The sequence below is a fragment of the Actinophytocola sp. KF-1 genome (assembly GCF_054661535.1).
Genome location: NZ_BAAFVK010000007.1, coordinates 131,618 through 149,303 on the forward strand (window position 1 = coordinate 131,618; position 17,686 = coordinate 149,303).

Consider the following 17,686-nt stretch of genomic DNA (forward strand, 5'->3'; position numbering starts at 1 on the left):
CGCGAGGGGTTGTGGTAGTCGACTGGAATTTGAGAGTGTACTTTCACTTTCTAGTTGACTACTGAATGGTGGTGCACTCCTATGAGTGGGGTTCGCAGGTGGTGGGCGCTCGGGGCGCTCAGCCTCGTGGTGCTCGCGGTCGCCCTGCCGGCGACGATCCTGTCCGTGGCGCTGCCGACGCTCGCGCCCGCGCTGGGCGCCGACGCGTCGGAGCTGCAGTGGTTCGTGTCCGCGTACACGCTCGTGCTGGCCGCAGGCGTCCTGCCCGGCGGGCTGCTCGGCGACCGGTTCGGCCGCAAGAAGGTGCTGGTCCTCGCGCTGGTGATCTACGCGGCGGGGTCGGTGCTCGCGGCGGCGTCGACCGGTCCCGGCATGTTCGTCGCCGCGCAGGCGGTGCTCGGGCTCGGCGCCGCGTTCGTCATCCCGCTCGTCCTGTCCGGGCTCGCGGTCATGTTCACCGCGGAGGAACGGCCACGCGCGGTCGGCATCTGGGCCGCCGCCAACTTCCTCGCGCTGCCACTGGGCCCGATCGTCGGCGGCTGGGTGCTGTCGAACCACTGGTGGGGCTGGGTCTTCCTGATGAACCTGCCGGTGCTCGCGCTCGCGCTGGTCGCCGTACTGGTGCTGCTGCCGGAGTCCCGCAGCCCGGAGCGCCCCGCGCTCGACCCGGTCGGCGTCGCCACCTCCAGCGCCGGGCTCGCCGTGCTCACGTTCGGCATGGTCAAGGCGGGCCAGGACGGCTGGGGCTCGACGGGCGCACTGGGTGGCATCCTCGGCGGGCTGGCGCTCCTCGCCGCGTTCGGCCTGTGGGAGAAGGCCCGCGGCACCCGCGCGCTCATCGACCTGAGCTTGTTCGCCAACAAGCGGTTCCTGTGGGGCACGATCATCGCCGGGCTGGGCATCTTCGCGTTCTTCGGCCTGATGTACGCGGCGCCGCAGTACTTCCAGGCCGTGCTCGGCACCGACGCGATGGGCAGCGGCGTGCGGCTGCTCCCCCTGCTCGGCGGCATGATGGCCGGCGCGGGCGGCGCGGACCGGATCGCCGCGAAGGCGGGCGCGAAGGTCACCGTCACGCTCGGGTTCGTGATCCTCGCGGGTGCCCTCGTGCTCGCCACGGCCACGACCGCGACCAGCGGCTACGGCCTCGCGGCCACGTGGTCGGCCCTGGGCGGCCTCGGTGCGGGCCTCGCTCTGGCGACGACGTCGAGCGCCGCGCTCGCCGCCATCACCGAGGACCGTGCGGGCGTGGCGTCCGCGCTGATGCAGGCCGTGCAGAAGCTCGGCACCCCGCTGGCCGCGGCCATCCTCGGCAGCGTCCTCACCGCAGGCTACACCGCGAACCTGCACCTCACGGGCCTGCCCGCGCAGGCCGCGGCCGCGGTGCGGGAGAGCGTGTTCGCCGGTGTCGCGGTCGCGGACCGGCTCGGCTCGCCGGAGCTGCTCGCCGACGTCCGCGCCGCGTTCGTCGCCGGACTGGACCAGCTCGCGTGGGTCGGCACCGGGGTCACCGTCGCCGGGGCGGTGCTGACGCTGCTGTTCCTGCCCGCCCGCGCCACCCGGGTCGCCACCGAGGCCGGCCGACCATCAGAATCGGGTCATGCCGTCGTCGTCCCCGAGTAAGACCGGCGGGCTGCGCGAGCGCAAGAAGGCGAAGACGAAGTCCGCCATCCAGCGCCACGCGGTCCGCCTGTTCTCCGAGCAGGGTTATGCCGCGACGACCGTGGAGCAGGTCGCCGAGGCGGCCGAGGTGTCGCCGAGCACCGTGTTCCGCTACTTCCCCACCAAGGAAGACCTGGTCGTGTTCGACCCGTACGACCCGGTGATCTTCGCGGAGTTCCAGCGGCAGCCGCCGGAGCTGAGCCTGATCGGGGCGTGGCGGCAGGCGCTGGTCTCGGGGTTCGCGAACATGACGGAGGACGAGGTCAGGGGCCAGCTGGAGCGGGGACGGCTGGTGCTGTCGGTGCCCGAGCTGTGGGGCGCGACCCTGAAGGACACGCGCAACTCGATCGAGGTCATGACGAACCTCAGCGCGGAGCGGGTCGGGCGGCCGCCGTCCGACCCGGCGCTGCGGGCCACGGTCGGGGCGCTGTTCGGTGTGCTGCTGATGGCGGCGATGGACTGGGTGAAGTCCGAGGACGCCGAGGTCCTGGCAAATGTGGACGCGGCCCTGCGGCACCTGGAAGACGGCCCGCTGCGGTAGAACAACCCCATGGGGGTTCTGGGGCACGCCCGGTTCCGGTGGCTCGCCGCCGCCCGCACGACCGGTTTTCTCGGCAACGCGATCGCACCCATCGCGCTGGCGTTCGCGGTGCTCGACCTGACCGGTTCGGTCACCGACCTCGGCGTCGTGGTCGGCGTCCGGTCGATCGCGAACGTGGCGCTGGTCCTGGTCGGCGGTGTGCTCGCGGACCGGCTGCCGAGGGCGGTGCTGCTGCAGGGTTCGAGCGTGGCCGCCGCCGGGTCGGCCGCGCTGATGGCCGCCTCGGTGCTCGGCGGGTTCGCGTCGGTGCCGCTGCTCGCCGCGATCGGCCTGGTCAACGGCGCGGTGGCGGCGATCGCGCTGCCCGCGTCGTACTCGATCACCCCGGAGACCGTCCCGGCCGGGGACCTCCAGCAGGCCAACGCGTTCCTGCGGATCGGCAGCAACGCGGCCGCGATCGGCGGCGCGTCGCTGGGCGGCCTGCTCGCCGCGACCGCGGGCCCCGGCTGGGCGATGGCCGTGGTCGCCGCGGTGTTCGGCCTGGAAGCCCTGTGCTGGCTGCGGGTCGGTGGCGCGCGGAAGGTGCGAGCCAGGTCGAGTCCGCTGTCCGAGCTGCGCGAGGGCTGGTCGGAGTTCGCGTCGCGGTCCTGGGTGTGGGTCGTGGTGCTGCAGTTCATGGTCGTGAACGCGGCCATGGTCGGCGGCATGCAGGTGCTCGGGCCGTCGGTCGCGGACGCCACGTTCGGGCGCGCGGCGTGGGGTGTGGCGCTGGCGTGCCAGACCGCGGGCGCGCTGGTCGGCGGTCTGATCGCGGCGCGCTGGCTGCCGCGGCGGGCACTGTTGTTCGGGGTGGTGCTGATCCTGCTGTTCGCGCCGCCGCTGCTGGTACTCGGCTTGGCGCCGCACCTGGCGCTGCTGGTCCCGGTCATGTTCCTGACGGGCTGGGCGGCGGAGCAGTTCACGATCGCGTGGGACCTGTCGCTGCAGCAGAACGTGCCGGGCGAGAAGCTGGCCCGCGTGTACAGCTACGACATCATCGGCTCGATCGTGGCGGTGCCGATCGGCCAGCTCGCGGTCGGCCCGGTGGCGGCCGCGGCGGGCACGACGGCCACCCTGGTCGGCTGCGCGGTGCTGATCGTGGTGACCACGTGTGCCGCGCTGGTGAGCAGGCAGGTCCGCGAACTGCGCAGGAGCGCGCCGGTCAGCGCACCCGCGCCATGAGGTCGCGGCGGTTGGCGAAGACGGCGGCGACCGCGAGCGCGGCGGCGGCCACCAGCAGCGCCAGGACCACCGGAACGTCGGCCGAGGTCGTGAGCGCGTACAACGCGAGGGCGGCGGTCACCGCGAGCGGCGCCGACGGCCGCCACCCGGTCGACACCCCGAGCACGAACACCAGCACGAGCAGCAGCGGCTCCCGCACGTCGGGCAGCCCGATGAACGGCCCGAACGCGACAGTGCCGAGCACCACCGCTCCGATGGCCTGCCCGGTCGCCGCGGTCCGCCGCCCGAACGCGAGCACCGCGGCCGCCCCGCCGACGACCGCGAGCGGCACGACGGGATCGAGCCACGGCACGCCCCGGAGCACCAGGTAGGCGGCGGCCGCGAACACCGGCGGCACCGGGTGCCGGAGCAGCAGTGGCACGGCGACGAGCACGGTGAGCAGGTCGAGCACGGCGACGTCGAACGGCCGCGCGACACCGAGCACGACGAGGGCGACCACGGCGAGCGCGGGCCCCGACGGCACGGGCAGCCAGTGCCCGAGCGCGGCCGCGACCAGCGCGGCGACGAGCGTGAGCCACCCGATCTGCAGGTGCAGGGCGATCCAGGCGAGCCCACCGGCGGCGACGACAGCGGCCCCGGCGGTGGCGTACGCGGGGCGCGTCCCCCGGAGAGCGGGCAGCCGGGTGACGAGGGCGCGGACGCGCGGCACCCGAATGGCAACCAGGGCAACGACGACGACCACCACAAGCGGCCACACGTGCGCGGACGCGGGGACGACGAGCACGGTGGCGGCCAGCAGCCCGGCGACAAGATCGCGCCGGACCACGGCGGCCATCAGCAACACGGCCGCGATCGCGACGGCGGCGACAGAGGTCTGCGACACGACCGCCATCCCGGCAGCGGCGCCGGCGAGGTCACCCCACCAGGCACGCGCGGGCGCGCCCACGACGACGACCGTGAGCACGGCGGCCACCGCGAGGAGGGCGGCGTCAGGCAGGACGACGGCGACGAACACCCCGGCCCCGGAGATCCACACCGGCATCCCGGTGCACGCGAGCCCGGCCAGCACGACCGCGAGCACCAACCCGGGCTCGCCCAGCGTGGTCCCGGCCAGCCCGGCCCCCAGCACGACGAGCCCGGTCCCGGCCCCCCGCCCGACGAGACCGACGTCCGGCAGCAAGGCGACCCCGGCCCCGACGGCGGCCACCCCGACCGCGACGAGCACCCGGACGGTCCCGCCGCGCAGCCCGTCGACCCCGAGCGCGACCGCCCACCCGAACACCAACGCGGCGGCGACCACGAGCGGCGGCGCGAAGGGACGGGTCACCACTTCGTTGTAACGCACCGGGCGCGTGCGGGCACGGCGGCCTCCGGCCCCCGGATTCCAGCGTACGGACAACCACCGACAACGACGGCCCGCGAACGCCGGGTAATCCACAGCCCACCCGGTTGTCCACAGGCGACGGCTTACCGACGGGAACTGTCGCCCCTGCCCCGTAGGCTGGTTTCCGGGGGCCGGAGGCCGCCGGTCACCACGAGCCCCACGTTCCGGCTGGGCCGGATGTCACCACCGGGAGCCTCCCGCTACCGCCCACCCGCGCTCACCGAGCGCCGCGCCCTCTTCGACACGCTCCCCGAGGCCGGAAGCTCCACAGCGATGTCGTGCCCCGAGACCCACCGCAACCGGCCTCCCCAAACAGCCCACGGCACTCCGCTAGGGCCGCACAGGCAACCCCGTGCTCCACCCGAGAGCCCAGCGCCCTACTGCCCTGTTCGCCGGGAGCCGAAGCCACCACAGGGCCGCCGCCGCGGGCCGCGGAATGTCGGTGGTCCGTGCGAGGCTGGTCACCGGGGGCCGGAGGCCAACCCCGCCACCAGTCAACGGCCCTCTTCGTCGTCCCGCCCCGAAGCGCGCGCCGAAGCCCCTCCCCAGAGACCCTCAGCCCCTACAACCAGCCCGCGTTCCGCGCGATCCGGGCCGCGTCGATGCGGTTGTGCGCGCCCACCTTGCTGATCGCGTTCGACAGGTAGTTGCGCACCGTCGCCCCCGACAACGACAACCGCGTCGCGATCTGGTCCGTCGGCAGCCCGCTCTCCGCCTCGCGCAGCACGTCCGCCTCCCGCGGCGTGAGCGGCGACGTCCCCGTCTCCAGCGCGGCCGCGATCAGGTCCGGGTCGATCACCCGCTCCCCCGCGTACACCCGCCGCACCCCGGTCGCCAGCGCCTCCGCGGGCGCGTCCTTCACGATGAACCCCCGCACGTGCGCCTGCAACGCCCGCAACAACAGCCCCGGCTGGCTCAGCCCCGTCAGCACGAGCGTCCGGCACTCCGGCACGGCCTCGTGCAGCGCGGCGGCCGCGGTCAGCCCGTCCATGCCGGGCAGTTCGATGTCGACGACCGCCACGTCGGGCCGGGTGCGCACCGCCGTGGACACGATCTCGTCGCCGCGGTCCAGTTCCGCGACCACCCGCATGTCCTCCTCCAGCGACAGCAACGCCACCAGCGCGCCCCGGATCAGGTGCATGTCCTCGGCGACCAGGACCTGGATCATGTGTCTCCCTCGGTGACGGGCACGGTCACCCGCAGTACGAACTCGTCGCCGCGGACGGCCGCGGACAACGTGCCGCCCACCGCCGCCGCCCTGGCACGCAGGCCGTCGATGCCGCTGCCGTCCCCGCCGCCCGCCGAGCGGACGCCGTCGTTGGCCATCTCGAGCGCCCCGGGGCCCAACGTGATCGTGCACCGCGTCGCGTCGCTGTGCCGCAGCAGGTTGGTGGTGCCCTCGCGCACCGCCCACGCCAGCACCGGGTGCGGGGTCGCGGTGCCCACCACACGCGCGTCGATGCCCGCCGCGGCCAGCAACGCGACCGCCGCGGTGACCTCCTCCCCCAGCGCCACCGCGTGCTCGTCGCGGGTGATCGCGTACATGTCGTGCAGGGCGGCGCGGGCGGCCTGCGCCACCCCGGCGATCTCGGCGCGGGCGGCCGCCACGTCGATCGGCAGCAGCCGCACCGCGAGATCGCCCTTCAGCGAGATCGCCGACAGGCTCTGGCCGAGCAGGTCGTGCAGGTCCCGCGACACCCGCACCCGCTCACGCTCCACAGCGGACCGCGCCAGTTCCTGCCTGGTGTCGTGCAGTTCGTTCAACAGCCGGACCAGCCGCACCGTGCCGTACAGGGCCAGGACGAACACCGACACGATGCCGGTCGAGTAGAGCATGTAGACGATCTGCTCGGTGGTGGTCAGCCCCTGGACCCACACCCACTCCCACGACAGGCAGGCCACCATCGTCATGGCGTAGCCCGCCACGGGGCCGTGCCGCCCCGGCAGCAGCATCATCGCCGCGGCGCCGACCGTGATCGTCGGAGCGCCCCAGTTCTCCAGGAGCCACAACGGCGGCACGAACGCGACCAACGCCTGAGCGGCCAGGGTCCACGGCCAGCCCGCGGGCCGGGTGTCCCGCGCGGCGGCGAACACGTGCCGCAGGTGCAGGACCGCGAGCAGCACGCCGGCGACCACCGCGGTGACGATGGCCCCGGTCGTCTGCTCGCGGTTGTCGCTGTTGATCACCATCACCGGGCCCAGCACCACCAGCGGCAGGTGCAGCGCGAGCAGGAACCACGGCGCCCTGCGCACGATCCAGTGCGGGTAGCCGGGGCTCATGCCACCTCCTCCGCGACGAGAGCGGCGCCGTTCGCGGTGACCGTGAGCCGCAGCCGGTCGCCGTGCCTGGTCACGGTGATCGCCGCGGCGCGCACGGCGTCGTCGTGCAGCAGCCGGTCGACCGCCGACCGCAGTGCGCCGGTCAGCTCGTCGGAGATCAGCTCGCCGCGGGGCAGCGTCAGGGTGGCCGGGATGCCGGCCGCCTCGAGCAGCGCGACCGCGGTGTCCAGCTCGGCGCGCAGCGGCACCCGCTGGTAGGCGCGGATCATCCCGCGCGCGGCGGCCAGCGTGCGGCGTGAACCGTCGACGAGCGCGCGCAGCTCCCGCTCCGCCGTGGCCGGGTCCGCGTCGCGCAGGGCGGTGGCGCTCGCGGCGATGGCACGCAGCTCGGTGCCGACGGTGCTGGTCAGCTCGTCGTCGATGCGGAGCCGTTCCCGCAGCACGGCCTGCGCGGCCACCTCCGCACGAGCCGCCCGCAGCTGGTGCACCGCCCCGGCGAACCAGGCGAGCGCGAGCGTCGTCCCGGCCCGGGACATGATGGAGATCGTGAACCACCCCGTGATGGGTTGCGGCCCGTACGCGGCGTACAGGGACACGGCCGCGACCACGATCACGGCGGCGGCGGCCAACGACCACGGCGGCCGCAGCACGATCAGGACGGACGCGATGAGCTGCGCCCCGGTGAGATACCACTCCGCGCCCACCACGAACACGCCGGCGACGTAGATCAGTGCCATCGCGGCCAGCGTCCAGCCGCCCGCCCTGGGCCGCCGCGCGTGTGCGGTGGCCCAGAGGTGGTGCAGGTGCGGTGGCAGGAACCCGGCGAGGAGGAGCGCGGGCAGCAGCGGGTCGACGGTGGACATGAAGGTGAACGACCACTGCACGGCGACGATGACGACGGTCGCGGCGATGGGCGCGAACGGGATGAGCCGCGCCATGCGATCCGAACGCGACAGAACGGCCAATCCGCCTCCCCCAGCCGGCAGCACAGGGGCACACGGTAACCCGTCAGGCCGCGCGCGGAGGCCGGTCAGCACAGCCGTCATGCGGGTGAGCATGCCCGCGGCGCCCGGTGGCCGGTAGGCACAGACCTCCACGGCGGCCGATGACATTTGTCATCCGCGACCGCCCACAACCGGATCTGCCGGTGACCGCGTCCCGGCGGGGAGTCTGTGCGCAGCGCCGGAACGGCCGGCGCCGGAACGAGGAGAGACACCGTGACCATTTCCCGCACCGTCGTCGGCAACATCTCGCTGTCCCTGGACGGCCGCGTCGCGGGCCGCGGCGGCCCCTACGACATGGGCTGGATCGCGCCGCACGCCATGACGGACACGTCGCGCGACCACATGCTGCGGGTGACGAGACCGGCCACGACCGCGTTGCTGGGCCGCAACAACTACGAGGGGTTCGGCGGCTTCTGGCCGTCGGTGGCGGACAACCCGGACGCGGACCCGAAGGACAGGGCGTTCTCCCGCTGGCTGAACGGCGTCGAGAAGGTCGTCTTCTCCACCACCCTCACCGAGGTGAACTGGGAGAACGCGCGCCTGGCCGCGACCGACCCCGCCACGGCGGTGAAGGAGCTGCGGCAGCAGGAGGGTGGCGACATCGTCGTGCTGGCCAGCACGAGCGTCATCCGGAACCTGATCGAGGCGGGCGAACTGGACCGCCTGTCGATCACGCTGTGCCCGGAGTTCGTCGGCGGCGGCCCGCGGCTGTTCCCGGAGGGCCCGGACGCGACGTCGTGGCGGCTGACCGACTCGACCCCGACGGAGAGCGGCGCGCTCTGCCTGCTGTACGACCGGGTGTGACCGGTGGTGGGGATCCCTTTGGTCAGCAAGGGATCCCCACACCGTCACGCGGCCGGGACGGCACCACCGCGACGCGCCAACGCCGCGATGGCGGCGCCCAGCACGACCACAGCGGGAACCAGCGTGCGCAGGGTCCCGTCCGGCACGACGACCAACGCGGTGAGCACCACACAGGACACCACCGCGACCAGGCGGCTGCGTTCGTATAAGGCCAGCGCGAGCAGCCCGCAGGCGATGAGCACGGGGTCGAGCAGCTCCGGCGACCACGCGCCCAGCACCACGGCGACCCCAGCGCCAAGGCAGAGCGCACTGACCACGGCCGCCACCCGCCGGCGCGCACCGAGCCGGTGGTACAGCCCCGCGAGCAGACCGAGCACGAGCAACGGCAGCCCGACGGACGGCACCAGGTCCCCGAGTCCGGCGGTGGCGTCAGCGATACCGGCGATGAGGTGAACGCCCCAGACGGCTGCAGTGCCGCCCACCGCGACCGCCACATGCCCCCGCACAGGACGACCGGCGCGCCGGTCACGCACGGCGTACCAGACGACCGACCCCACCAGGCAGACGGTGATCAGCACCGTCCAGGCCCAGTCCCGCACCGGGGAGGTCACGAGGAGCGGTGCCACGGTGTTGCCTGAGGAGAACCCCACGCCGACGAGGGCGTGGGAGTTCTGGACGTCGGCCGCGGGGGCGTAGGCGAACCACCCGACGTCCTCGGCCGTGGTCACGCTGCCCCACCCGAGCAGCACGAGCAGGCCGAATCCCAGCAGCGCCAAGGGAAACCAGTACCCGTCGCGAGTCGCCCGCCCACCCATTCAGCGGAGGGTACCGAACCGCACCCGGCGAGCCACCCCATGCGGCACGCCCGATGCGCCGCCCTTCACCGAAGACCACCATCCCGGCGTTCCCTGATCCGGGGAGGGTTCCGTCGAGTCTTCCCTGGGCCGCTGGTGGCGTTTCGGCCTTGTCTGTTGGCCGTGCGCGGGGGCAAATCCGGCAAGGACTGGTGTCCGTGGTGTGCCTGCATGGGTGACGAGCCTGACCGCGCGTCCTCACCCCCAAACCATCTCTGACCTGGGAAAACGCCCAACCCGCACACACCCGGACCCCCACCCAGTCCCGGGGGCCACCCGCCATGCCAGTCTACCAGTGGGTACCGACAAAACGAGGGCTCCGTCCGAAACTGTGGACAACCGACCCACCTGTGGACAACTCGCCCCCGAGAAGGGCTGATCGGCCGCGGCTGTCGGTCCCGTTGGGCATGATGTGCCTCGTGGAAGCTCCTCCAGCCGCGTACCGGCAGGTCTCGCAGGCGCCGACCCTCCCGGGCGGCGCCCCGCACGAACCTGACTTCGACGTCGCCGCCCTGTACGAAACCCCGCTCGGCACCGGCCCGGCGCCCGGCACGCTGCCGCTCGACGAGAAGCTCCGCCAGGCGTACTTCTGGATCGTCAACCACGCGATCATCAGCCCGCACTACGACATGGAGTTCTCCGACGGCCCGTCGCCGTCGGTCACGCTCGGCGACACGAAGGCGCGCCTGACCCTCCCGAGCGGCCAGAGCTACTCGAGCTTCGTCCTCATCCCGCTGCTGACGTTCGCCGTCCGCCGCCGGTGCCTGCTCGTCGGCGGGCCCGGCCGCGGCAAGACCGCCAGCGCGATCCTCATGGGCGTCCTCGCCGGCTACCCCCTGCGTGACGTCCGGCGCGCGATGCAGCACGGCCACCCGCAGCTCACGATCTCCGACCTCCTCGGCACCCCGCTGCCCGCCGACCTGATCAAGGCGGAGCGCGCCCAGGACATCGACATCGCGTGGCGCAGCTGGCTGTCGATGCGCGTGAAGATCATCGACGAGTACAACCGCATCCCCACCCGCACGCAGTCGGCGCTGCTCACGCTGATGTCGGACGGGTACGCGGAGGTGTTCGACCAGATCTACGAGGCCACCGACTCCGCCTGGTACCTCACCGCCAACGACGACGCGGGCGGCGGCACCTACCAGGTCATCGAGGCGCTCCGCGACCGCATCGACGTGGTGGTGCACGCGCTCGCGTTCAACTCCCGCTTCCTCGGCGAGCTGGTCGCGCGGGTCGAGCAGCGCCTCAAACCCGAGGAGCTGGTGCCGGCGGAGATCGTGTTCTCCGAGGCCGAGCACGACCGCATGTCCGACGAGATCCTGCGGGTCCGCCTGCCCGACGCGGTGCGCAGGCGCCTCGAGTTCTTCTCCGCCCAGTTCGAGCTGCTCGAACCGGCGGGCGAGCAGTTCGAGTACCGCACGAAGGACACCGCGAAGCTCGCCGGTGTCGAGCCGCACCTGCTGGCCGCGGGCGAGACCGGCCGCGACCGCATCGCCGACATCGGCGCCCAGACCACCGGCGGCCTGTCGGTCCGCGCGCTGCAGAGCGTCCTGCACTACGCGAAGGCGCTCGCCTACTTCCGCGACCGCGACGAGGTCGGCCTCGACGACCTGCGCGCGGTCCTGCCCTACGTGCTGCACGACAAGCTGACCGCCGACGACACCAACCCCGCCTTCGACGAGCCGGGCAACCAGGCGTACCGCACCGACCGCGTCAGCTGGATCCGGCACCTGTTCGACCGTGCGTGCACCGAGTACGACCGGCTCGACCTCGACGTGCAGGACCCGGTCGGCGCGCTGCTGTCCGAGTTCGCCGACGGCCTCGACGGACTGGACGAGCAGACCGTCACCACCCGGCTCGCCAAGATCGAGGCGCTCCTCACCGAGTGGAGCGCGGGCCGCAAGCTGTACGGCCACGTCTACGACGACGCGCTCGCGCTCAAGTACCTGCACCAGCGGTACGTCAACTACCGGACGTGGTTGCGGTGGAAGCGCTGAGCACGTTCCACACCGTTCTCGCCGCGCGCCGCGAACGGTACAACCAGCAGTTCCGCCTCGCCAGGCACCACACGAAGGGCCTGGACCCGCAGGAGTTCCTCGCGCACCTGCGGGACGTCGTCGGGCCGATCGTCGACGCCGTGCGCCACGACCCGGAGCCGGTGTGCGACGCGCTGGTGGAACTGTCGCTCGCGCTCGCGGCCCGCGGCAGGCTGGGCTCGTCCGGCGCGGTCGCCGACGGGCTGCGGCGGTTCCTGCCCGCCGTGCCCGGGCTGGTGGCGGCCGAGCCGCGCAGGCTGCCGGCCGCGGTCGTCAACGCGTTGCACCACCTCGACGTCTCCCCGACCGGCGACCCCGGCGGCTGGCTCGACACCATGCTGGAGCTGAGCCGGCACACCGCAAACGTTTCCGAGCTGCTCGACGCGGGCGCGGTCGCGGCGTGGCGGCGCGGCCTCGCCCAGCTGCGCACGTCCGCGCTGGCGACCGCGGCCCGGCTGCCCGCCCCGCTGGTGCGGATCGCGCTCGGCACCTCGTCCACTGTGGACCTCGCGCGGCTGGCCGAGGACCCGTGGCTCGACCCCGCGCTCACCGGCCGGGACTCGCGGGTGCTGGTGCCCGCCCGGCGGGTCGGCGGCTTCCGCGGGTTCGGCGGCACGTTCCGCAGGCCACCCACCGTGTCCACATCGGACGGTCGCTGGTACGCGACCGACGGCGAGGACGCGTGGCGGGTCTTCGCGGACCGGTTCGGGGTGAGCCTCGGCCGCGTCGCCGCGCCGCCCGCCGAGCCGGGGGACGCCGGACCGCTCGTCCTCGAGGCGGGTGGCGTGGTCGTCGACACGGCCACGGGCACGTCCCTGGAGCTGCCGGAACTGGCCGACGCGACGAGCTGGGCCAGTGCGGGCGGCACGCTCGCGGCGACGACGCCGTGGACGCACGGCATCCTGTTCGTGGCCCGGACGGTGGGCTGATGGACCTCGCACAGACCTGGCGCACGCGCTGGCCGGACGCGCTGCGGGCGTGGGGCCCGTTCATCAACCTGCACGACCCCAGGCTGTACGCGTCGACGCCGGAGGCCGCCAAGGCCGGCCTGACCGGCTCGTTCGCCGCGTTCTCGCTGTACGACCGCCAGGTGATGATCGACCTCGGCGCGGTCACCCGGCTCGGCCTGCAGGACCTGCCGCTCGAGGTCCTGGCCCACGAGGTCGGCCACCACGTGCTCTGCCCGGCCGACCTCACCGACCAGGGCAGGCTGCTCGCGCGGGTGCGCCGCGGCCTGCCCGGCCAGGAGCAGCACGCGCCGCTGATCCAGAACATGTACGCGGACCTGCTGATCAACGACCGGCTGCAGCGCAGCAGAGGGCTGCGCATGGCCGAGGTGTACCGGCGGCTGCGCGGCTCCGAGGATCCACTGTGGACCTTCTACCAGCGGATCTGCGAGATCCTGTGGGCGCTGCCGGCGGGCACGCTGGTCGCGGGCGAGGTCGACGCGGCGGTCGAGGGTGACGCCCAGCTGGGCGCGAAGCTCGCACGCGTGTACGCGACCGACTGGCTCGGCGGCGCAGGCGGGTTCGCCGCGCTGTCCCTGCGGTACCTGGAACAGTCGGTCGAGGAGGCGACGGCACGCATACAACGGCTGCTGTGCGTGGGTGTCGTCGACGAGGACGCGCAGATCCCCGGCCTCGCGAGCCGTGACGACGGCGAGATCGTGCACCCCGCCCTGGACCCGAAGGTCAACGACTACGCGTCGGAGCCGGTCACGAACAAGGACAGCCCACCGTCCGGGGGCCAGTACCGGGAGCCGTTCGAGTACGGCCAGCTGTTGCGGCAGCTCGGGCTGGAGGTGTCGGAGCAGGAGGCGGCGGCGCGCTACTACCGCGAGCGGGCACTGCCCCACCTGGTGCGGTTCCCGGTGCGCACCACGCCGCGGTCGACCGAGCCGTTGCCCGAGGGCCTCGGCCAATGGGACGTCGGCGAGCCGGTGGAGGCGGTGGACTGGCTCGCGACCACGCTGCGCTCGCCCGTGGTGGTGCCGGGGGTGACGACCGTGCAGCGGCTGGCAGGCACGGTCGAGGGTGACCGGCGGGACACCCAGCCGGTGGACCTGGACATCTACGTCGACTCGTCGGGTTCGATCCCCAACCCGGCGCGGTACGAGTCGTTCCTGGCGCTGGCGGGCGCGATCCTCGCGCTGTCGGCGCTGCGGGTCGGCGCCCGGGTGCAGGCGACGCTGTGGAGCGGCACCAACCAGTTCACGAGCACCGACGGCTTCGTCCGGGACGAGCGTGCCGTGCTGTCCGTCCTGACCGGCTACTTCGGTGGCGGCACGGCGTTCCCGCTGCACGTGCTCCGCGAGACCTACCGCGACCGCGACCGCCCGACCCACATCGTCGTGATCTCCGACGACGGTGTGGACACGATGTTCCGCCCGGTCGACGAGCAGGGCACGCCGGGCGCGGTGATCTCGGCGAAGGCGCTCGATGCGGCGGGCGCGGGCGGCACGCTGCTGTTGCTGCTGCGGTCGGAGAAGCAGCGTGAGCGGATCAGCGCGCTGGCGCCGGGCTGGGCCGTGCACAAGGTGACGAGCTGGGCGGACCTCGTCGACTTCGCGGCCGCGTTCAGCAGGCGGACCTACGAGAGGAGCGACCGGTGACCGAGGTGCCCGTCGCGCGGCTGACGCGCAGGCTCGCCGACACGCCACAGGACTTCCTCGCCGACCCAGCGAACGTCGCGCTGCCCGCGGTGGTGTCGGACGTGCTGCTGATGGCGGGCGGCACGCCGGTGGACGCCACGGAGGCGGAGCGCTTCGAGGCGGACGAGCCACGGTGGCGCCGCCTGGTGCTGGTGATGTGCTGGCTGCTCGCGGACCCGGACCTGCTGGCATGCGGCCCCGCGGCACTGAGGCAGTGGCTGACCGCACCCGAGTTGCTGACGCTGTCACGCTTGGTGGACCCACTGCGGTTCGTGCAGGACCCGGACCGCCGTGAGGAACTGGCGCGGCTGACGCTGCGGGCCCTGTCGCTGCACCCGTCGGGCGAGTCGCCGGAACAGGCCGCCGACCGTCTGTCCACAGTAGACAGCGTGCGCCGCCAGGAGGTCCTGGTGGCGGCGAAGGCAGCGGAGGAACGGGCCGCGACGGTGCGCAAGGCGATGGAGGAACAGCGGGCCAAGGAGGCGGCGGCGAGGTACAGCCAGGTATGAGCGCGCACGTGGACTACCCGGTGGCCGACTACGAACCGATGGCGGCGACCGCACTGACCGACAGCGAACGGTGGCCGCTGATGACCCCGGCCGCCGAGACGATGCTGAACAGGCTGCGCACGCACCCGTCGGCCCCGAAGTACAACCACGCGTGCGGTGATCGCCTGTCGGCGAAGGCGCGGGACAACCTGGCCGCGTACCGCACCGAGCTGGCGACGGGCCACCCGTCCGACGACTGGATCATGCCGCTGGTGGAGCGGGTCTACGCGACGGTGCCGCGCTACCGGAACAAGCCCACGCCGGGATCGCTGGCGGAGGTCCCGACCACCGACCGCCACGACCTGCTGTCCCACGCGGAAGCTCACGTCCCGGACGACGCGGACCTGTCGGAGCTGATCGTGTACCGCACGTCCGGCTCGCGCGGTCCGGCCGCGACCGTGCCGATGACCCCGGAGTTCTGCGCGCTGGACCTCCCGGTGATGCAACACGCGCTGTCGGCGCTCGGCGTGGCGGTACGGGGCGGCGCGTCGCGGGTGTCGCTGGTGAACGTGTACGACCAGCCGGTGGCGTACCAGTTCGCGTCGGTGTCGTCCTACCTGGACGGCGCGGGCGTGGTGAAGGTGAACCTGCACGAGTCCGGTTGGCGAACCCCAGCCGACCGAACGGCGTTCCTGGACGCGTGCGCCCCGGAACTCTACACGGGCAACCCGATCTCCCTGGCAAAACTGGCGGAGCTACCGCTCACCACCCGCCCGAAAGCCATCATGAGCGGCGCGATGGCACTGGGCGCTGGCTTGCGCAGACGATTGGCGAGCCACTTCAACTGCCCGGTGATCGACCTGTACGGCATCACGGAGGCGGGCCTGATCGCGTGGCGCCCGGACAACGGCCCACACCGCGTGCTCCCGAGAAAGCTGCACGTGGAGATCCTGACCCCGGCAGGCACCCCATGCCCCCCGGGCGAACGCGGCGAGATAACAGTGACCAGCGGTGAGAACCCGCTGCTCCCGCTGCTCCGCTACCGCACCGGCGACCACGCGTCCCTGTCCTGGCGGAACGGCGAACCGGTGCTGACGGACCTGGAAGGCAGAGACCCAGTCCGCTACCGAACCGCGACAGGCAAGTGGGTGAACTCGATCGAGCTGACACACGTGCTGTCCCCACTAGGCCTGGCGGCATGGCAACTACACCAAGACGAGACCGGTGCCGTGCGCGTGGAAACCCACGGCCCGGCAGACGCCGTGGCGGAGGCAGTGAGAAGCCTGCTGGGCCCACTACCCGTGGCGGTGCGGGAAACCAACCTGGCAAGAGACGCAAAGCCACAACGCTATTCGTCGACACTGGCAGGCGCACTAGTGGTGTAACCCCCGAGCGACGTGTGGTGTGACAAAGCCAGGTGACCACGAAGCAGGCCGAGCACGGCGGGGGCGCATCCCGACGCCGCTGCCCAGTGCCGCACCCCGATGCCACATTCCGGCTCAGCGGCTCACTCCCGCACCCGGCCTCCAGCTCGGTCTCGTAGCCAGTCTCCCCGGCGGGTTCGTCGACCAGCGTCCGCCGCGTGTTCCCCGCCTCGGTCTCGCACCTGGTGCTACGGCTGGTCCCACATCCGGGCTTGCGGTCGCTTTCGCGGCTTAGCCACGCAGCTCGGTTCCATGGCCAGTGCGCTGGCCGGTTCCTCGGCCAGGATCCGCAGCCTCTTCCGCGGCTCGGCCCTGTCGCTCACGACGCCACCCGGGCCTGCGGTCGCTTTTCGCGGCTTAGCCACGCAGCTCGGTTCCATGACCAGTCCCCGTGGCGGGTTCCTCGGCCTCGTCCGCGGCTCGGTCCTGTACCTCACGACCGCACCGGGGCTTGCGGTTCAGTTCCGGAGCCCAGTGCCACCTTCCGGCCCAACGCCTCAGTACCCCGGCCCGACCCAGTGGCCCAGCCCCCGGCGGACTCCTCCGCCACGATCCGCAGCCTCGCCCCACAGCTCCACCCGGCAGCTCACCACCCTACCGAGGCCTGCGGGTTCAGTTCCGGAGCCCGCTACCACATTCCGGCCCGACGACTCGGTCCCCCAGCCCGGTCCAGTGGCCCAGCCCCCAGCGGGCCCCTCCGCCAGGGCCCGCAGCCTCGTCCCGCACCGGTTCCGCGGCGCGGGCGTGGAGCCCGGTGCCGCAGCCCAGCTTTGGGCTCATTCCCGCAAATCGCTACGCAGCCCGGGCCGGCGAGCCCACCACCGCACCTAAGCCGCGGCTCAGTCCGGAGCGACGCCCGGGCCCGCAGCTCAGGCCCGTGCCGCGGCTCAGGTCCGGAGCCGACGCCCGGGCCCGCGACTCAGGTCCAGGAGTCGAAGCCCGGTGCCACGGCTCAGTCCAGAGTCGATGCCCAGTGCCCGGCCCAGTCGAAGCCGACGCCCGGGCCCGCGACTCAGGTCCGGGAGTCGAAGCCCGGTGCCGCGGCTCAGGTCCGGAGCCGATGCCCAGTGCCCGGCCCAGTCGAAGCCGATGCCCGGTGCCGCGGCTCAGATCCGGAGCCGACGCCCGGGCCCGCGACTCAGGTCCAGGAGTCGAAGCCCGGTGCCACGGCTCAGTCCAGAGTCGATGCCCAGTGCCCGGCCCAGTCGAAGCCGATGCCCGATGCCGCGGCTCAGACCCGGAGCCGATGCCCGTGGCGCGGCTCAGGCCCGAGTCCGGAGTCGCATGCCGTGACCCGGCTCTGCGGCCCGGCCGCCGGGCTCATCCGCAGCCGGTGCC

At 73.0% G+C, this 17,686-nt stretch carries 14 protein-coding genes; 9 read left to right on the forward strand and 5 right to left on the reverse strand.

Annotation, left to right across the window (positions count from 1 at the left end; genetic code table 11):
• Nucleotides 1-81 precede the first annotated feature (81 nt).
• Genes ACYQ77_RS22185 through ACYQ77_RS22195 form a run of 3 tightly spaced genes read left to right on the forward strand, consistent with a single transcriptional unit; the run spans nt 82 to nt 3,421 of the window.
• Nucleotides 82-1,620, forward strand: a complete 1,539-nt coding sequence (locus ACYQ77_RS22185; RefSeq protein ID WP_459714255.1) for an MFS transporter — start codon at nt 82-84, stop codon at nt 1,618-1,620.
• Nucleotides 1,598-2,200: a TetR/AcrR family transcriptional regulator gene (locus tag ACYQ77_RS22190; RefSeq protein WP_459714257.1), complete on the forward strand. Its 603-nt coding sequence runs from the start codon at nt 1,598-1,600 to the stop codon at nt 2,198-2,200. Before ACYQ77_RS22185 ends, ACYQ77_RS22190 begins: the two co-directional genes overlap by 23 nt.
• Before the next feature lie 9 nt (nt 2,201-2,209).
• Nucleotides 2,210-3,421 carry an MFS transporter gene (locus ACYQ77_RS22195; protein WP_459714258.1) on the forward strand — a complete coding sequence of 404 codons (1,212 nt, stop codon included), beginning with the start codon at nt 2,210-2,212 and terminating at the stop codon, nt 3,419-3,421.
• Here ACYQ77_RS22195 and ACYQ77_RS22200 read toward each other — a convergent pair.
• The 4 genes from ACYQ77_RS22200 to ACYQ77_RS22215 form a co-directional block, all read right to left on the reverse strand.
• On the reverse strand, nt 3,402-4,748 hold the full coding sequence (locus ACYQ77_RS22200) for a hypothetical protein (protein ID WP_459714260.1): 1,347 nt from the start codon (nt 4,746-4,748) through the stop codon (nt 3,402-3,404). The two genes, ACYQ77_RS22195 and ACYQ77_RS22200, sit on opposite strands and share 20 nt — an antisense overlap.
• A 619-nt stretch (nt 4,749-5,367) precedes the next feature.
• On the reverse strand, nt 5,368-5,973 hold the full coding sequence (locus tag ACYQ77_RS22205; protein WP_459714262.1) for a response regulator transcription factor: 606 nt from the start codon (nt 5,971-5,973) through the stop codon (nt 5,368-5,370).
• On the reverse strand, nt 5,970-7,085 hold the full coding sequence (locus tag ACYQ77_RS22210) for a sensor histidine kinase (protein ID WP_459714264.1): 1,116 nt from the start codon (nt 7,083-7,085) through the stop codon (nt 5,970-5,972). The genes ACYQ77_RS22205 and ACYQ77_RS22210 overlap by 4 nt, the downstream gene beginning before the upstream one ends.
• Entirely contained in the window at nt 7,082-8,023 is a 942-nt protein-coding gene (locus ACYQ77_RS22215) for a sensor histidine kinase (RefSeq protein ID WP_459714267.1), read from the reverse strand. Before ACYQ77_RS22215 ends, ACYQ77_RS22210 begins: the two co-directional genes overlap by 4 nt.
• 279 nt (nt 8,024-8,302) lie before the next feature.
• On the opposite strand from ACYQ77_RS22215, the gene ACYQ77_RS22220 reads away from it, so the two are divergent.
• Entirely contained in the window at nt 8,303-8,893 is a 591-nt protein-coding gene (locus ACYQ77_RS22220) for a dihydrofolate reductase family protein (RefSeq protein ID WP_459714268.1), read from the forward strand.
• A gap of 44 nt (nt 8,894-8,937) precedes the next feature.
• Here the strand turns inward: ACYQ77_RS22220 and ACYQ77_RS22225 are convergent, their stop codons facing one another.
• Entirely contained in the window at nt 8,938-9,708 is a 771-nt protein-coding gene (locus ACYQ77_RS22225; RefSeq protein ID WP_459714270.1) for a hypothetical protein, read from the reverse strand.
• Nucleotides 9,709-10,166: 458 nt separating this feature from the next.
• Between ACYQ77_RS22225 and ACYQ77_RS22230 the strand changes: the two genes are divergently transcribed.
• From ACYQ77_RS22230 to ACYQ77_RS22250, 5 genes are read left to right on the forward strand one after another with little or no spacing between them, the layout of a single operon-like run.
• Entirely contained in the window at nt 10,167-11,747 is a 1,581-nt protein-coding gene (locus ACYQ77_RS22230) for an AAA family ATPase (protein ID WP_459714272.1), read from the forward strand.
• Complete coding sequence (locus ACYQ77_RS22235) at nt 11,726-12,715, forward strand: serine/threonine-protein kinase (RefSeq protein ID WP_459714275.1); 990 nt, start codon at nt 11,726-11,728, stop codon at nt 12,713-12,715. The genes ACYQ77_RS22230 and ACYQ77_RS22235 overlap by 22 nt, the downstream gene beginning before the upstream one ends.
• Nucleotides 12,715-14,397, forward strand: a complete 1,683-nt coding sequence (locus tag ACYQ77_RS22240; RefSeq protein ID WP_459714276.1) for a hypothetical protein — start codon at nt 12,715-12,717, stop codon at nt 14,395-14,397. Before ACYQ77_RS22235 ends, ACYQ77_RS22240 begins: the two co-directional genes overlap by 1 nt.
• Nucleotides 14,394-14,945 (forward strand): hypothetical protein, encoded by a 552-nt coding sequence (locus ACYQ77_RS22245; RefSeq protein WP_459714278.1) that lies wholly within the window; start codon nt 14,394-14,396, stop codon nt 14,943-14,945. Before ACYQ77_RS22240 ends, ACYQ77_RS22245 begins: the two co-directional genes overlap by 4 nt.
• Nucleotides 14,942-16,309, forward strand: a complete 1,368-nt coding sequence (locus ACYQ77_RS22250) for an AMP-binding protein (RefSeq protein WP_459714280.1) — start codon at nt 14,942-14,944, stop codon at nt 16,307-16,309. The genes ACYQ77_RS22245 and ACYQ77_RS22250 overlap by 4 nt, the downstream gene beginning before the upstream one ends.
• Nucleotides 16,310-17,686: the final 1,377 nt, after the last annotated feature.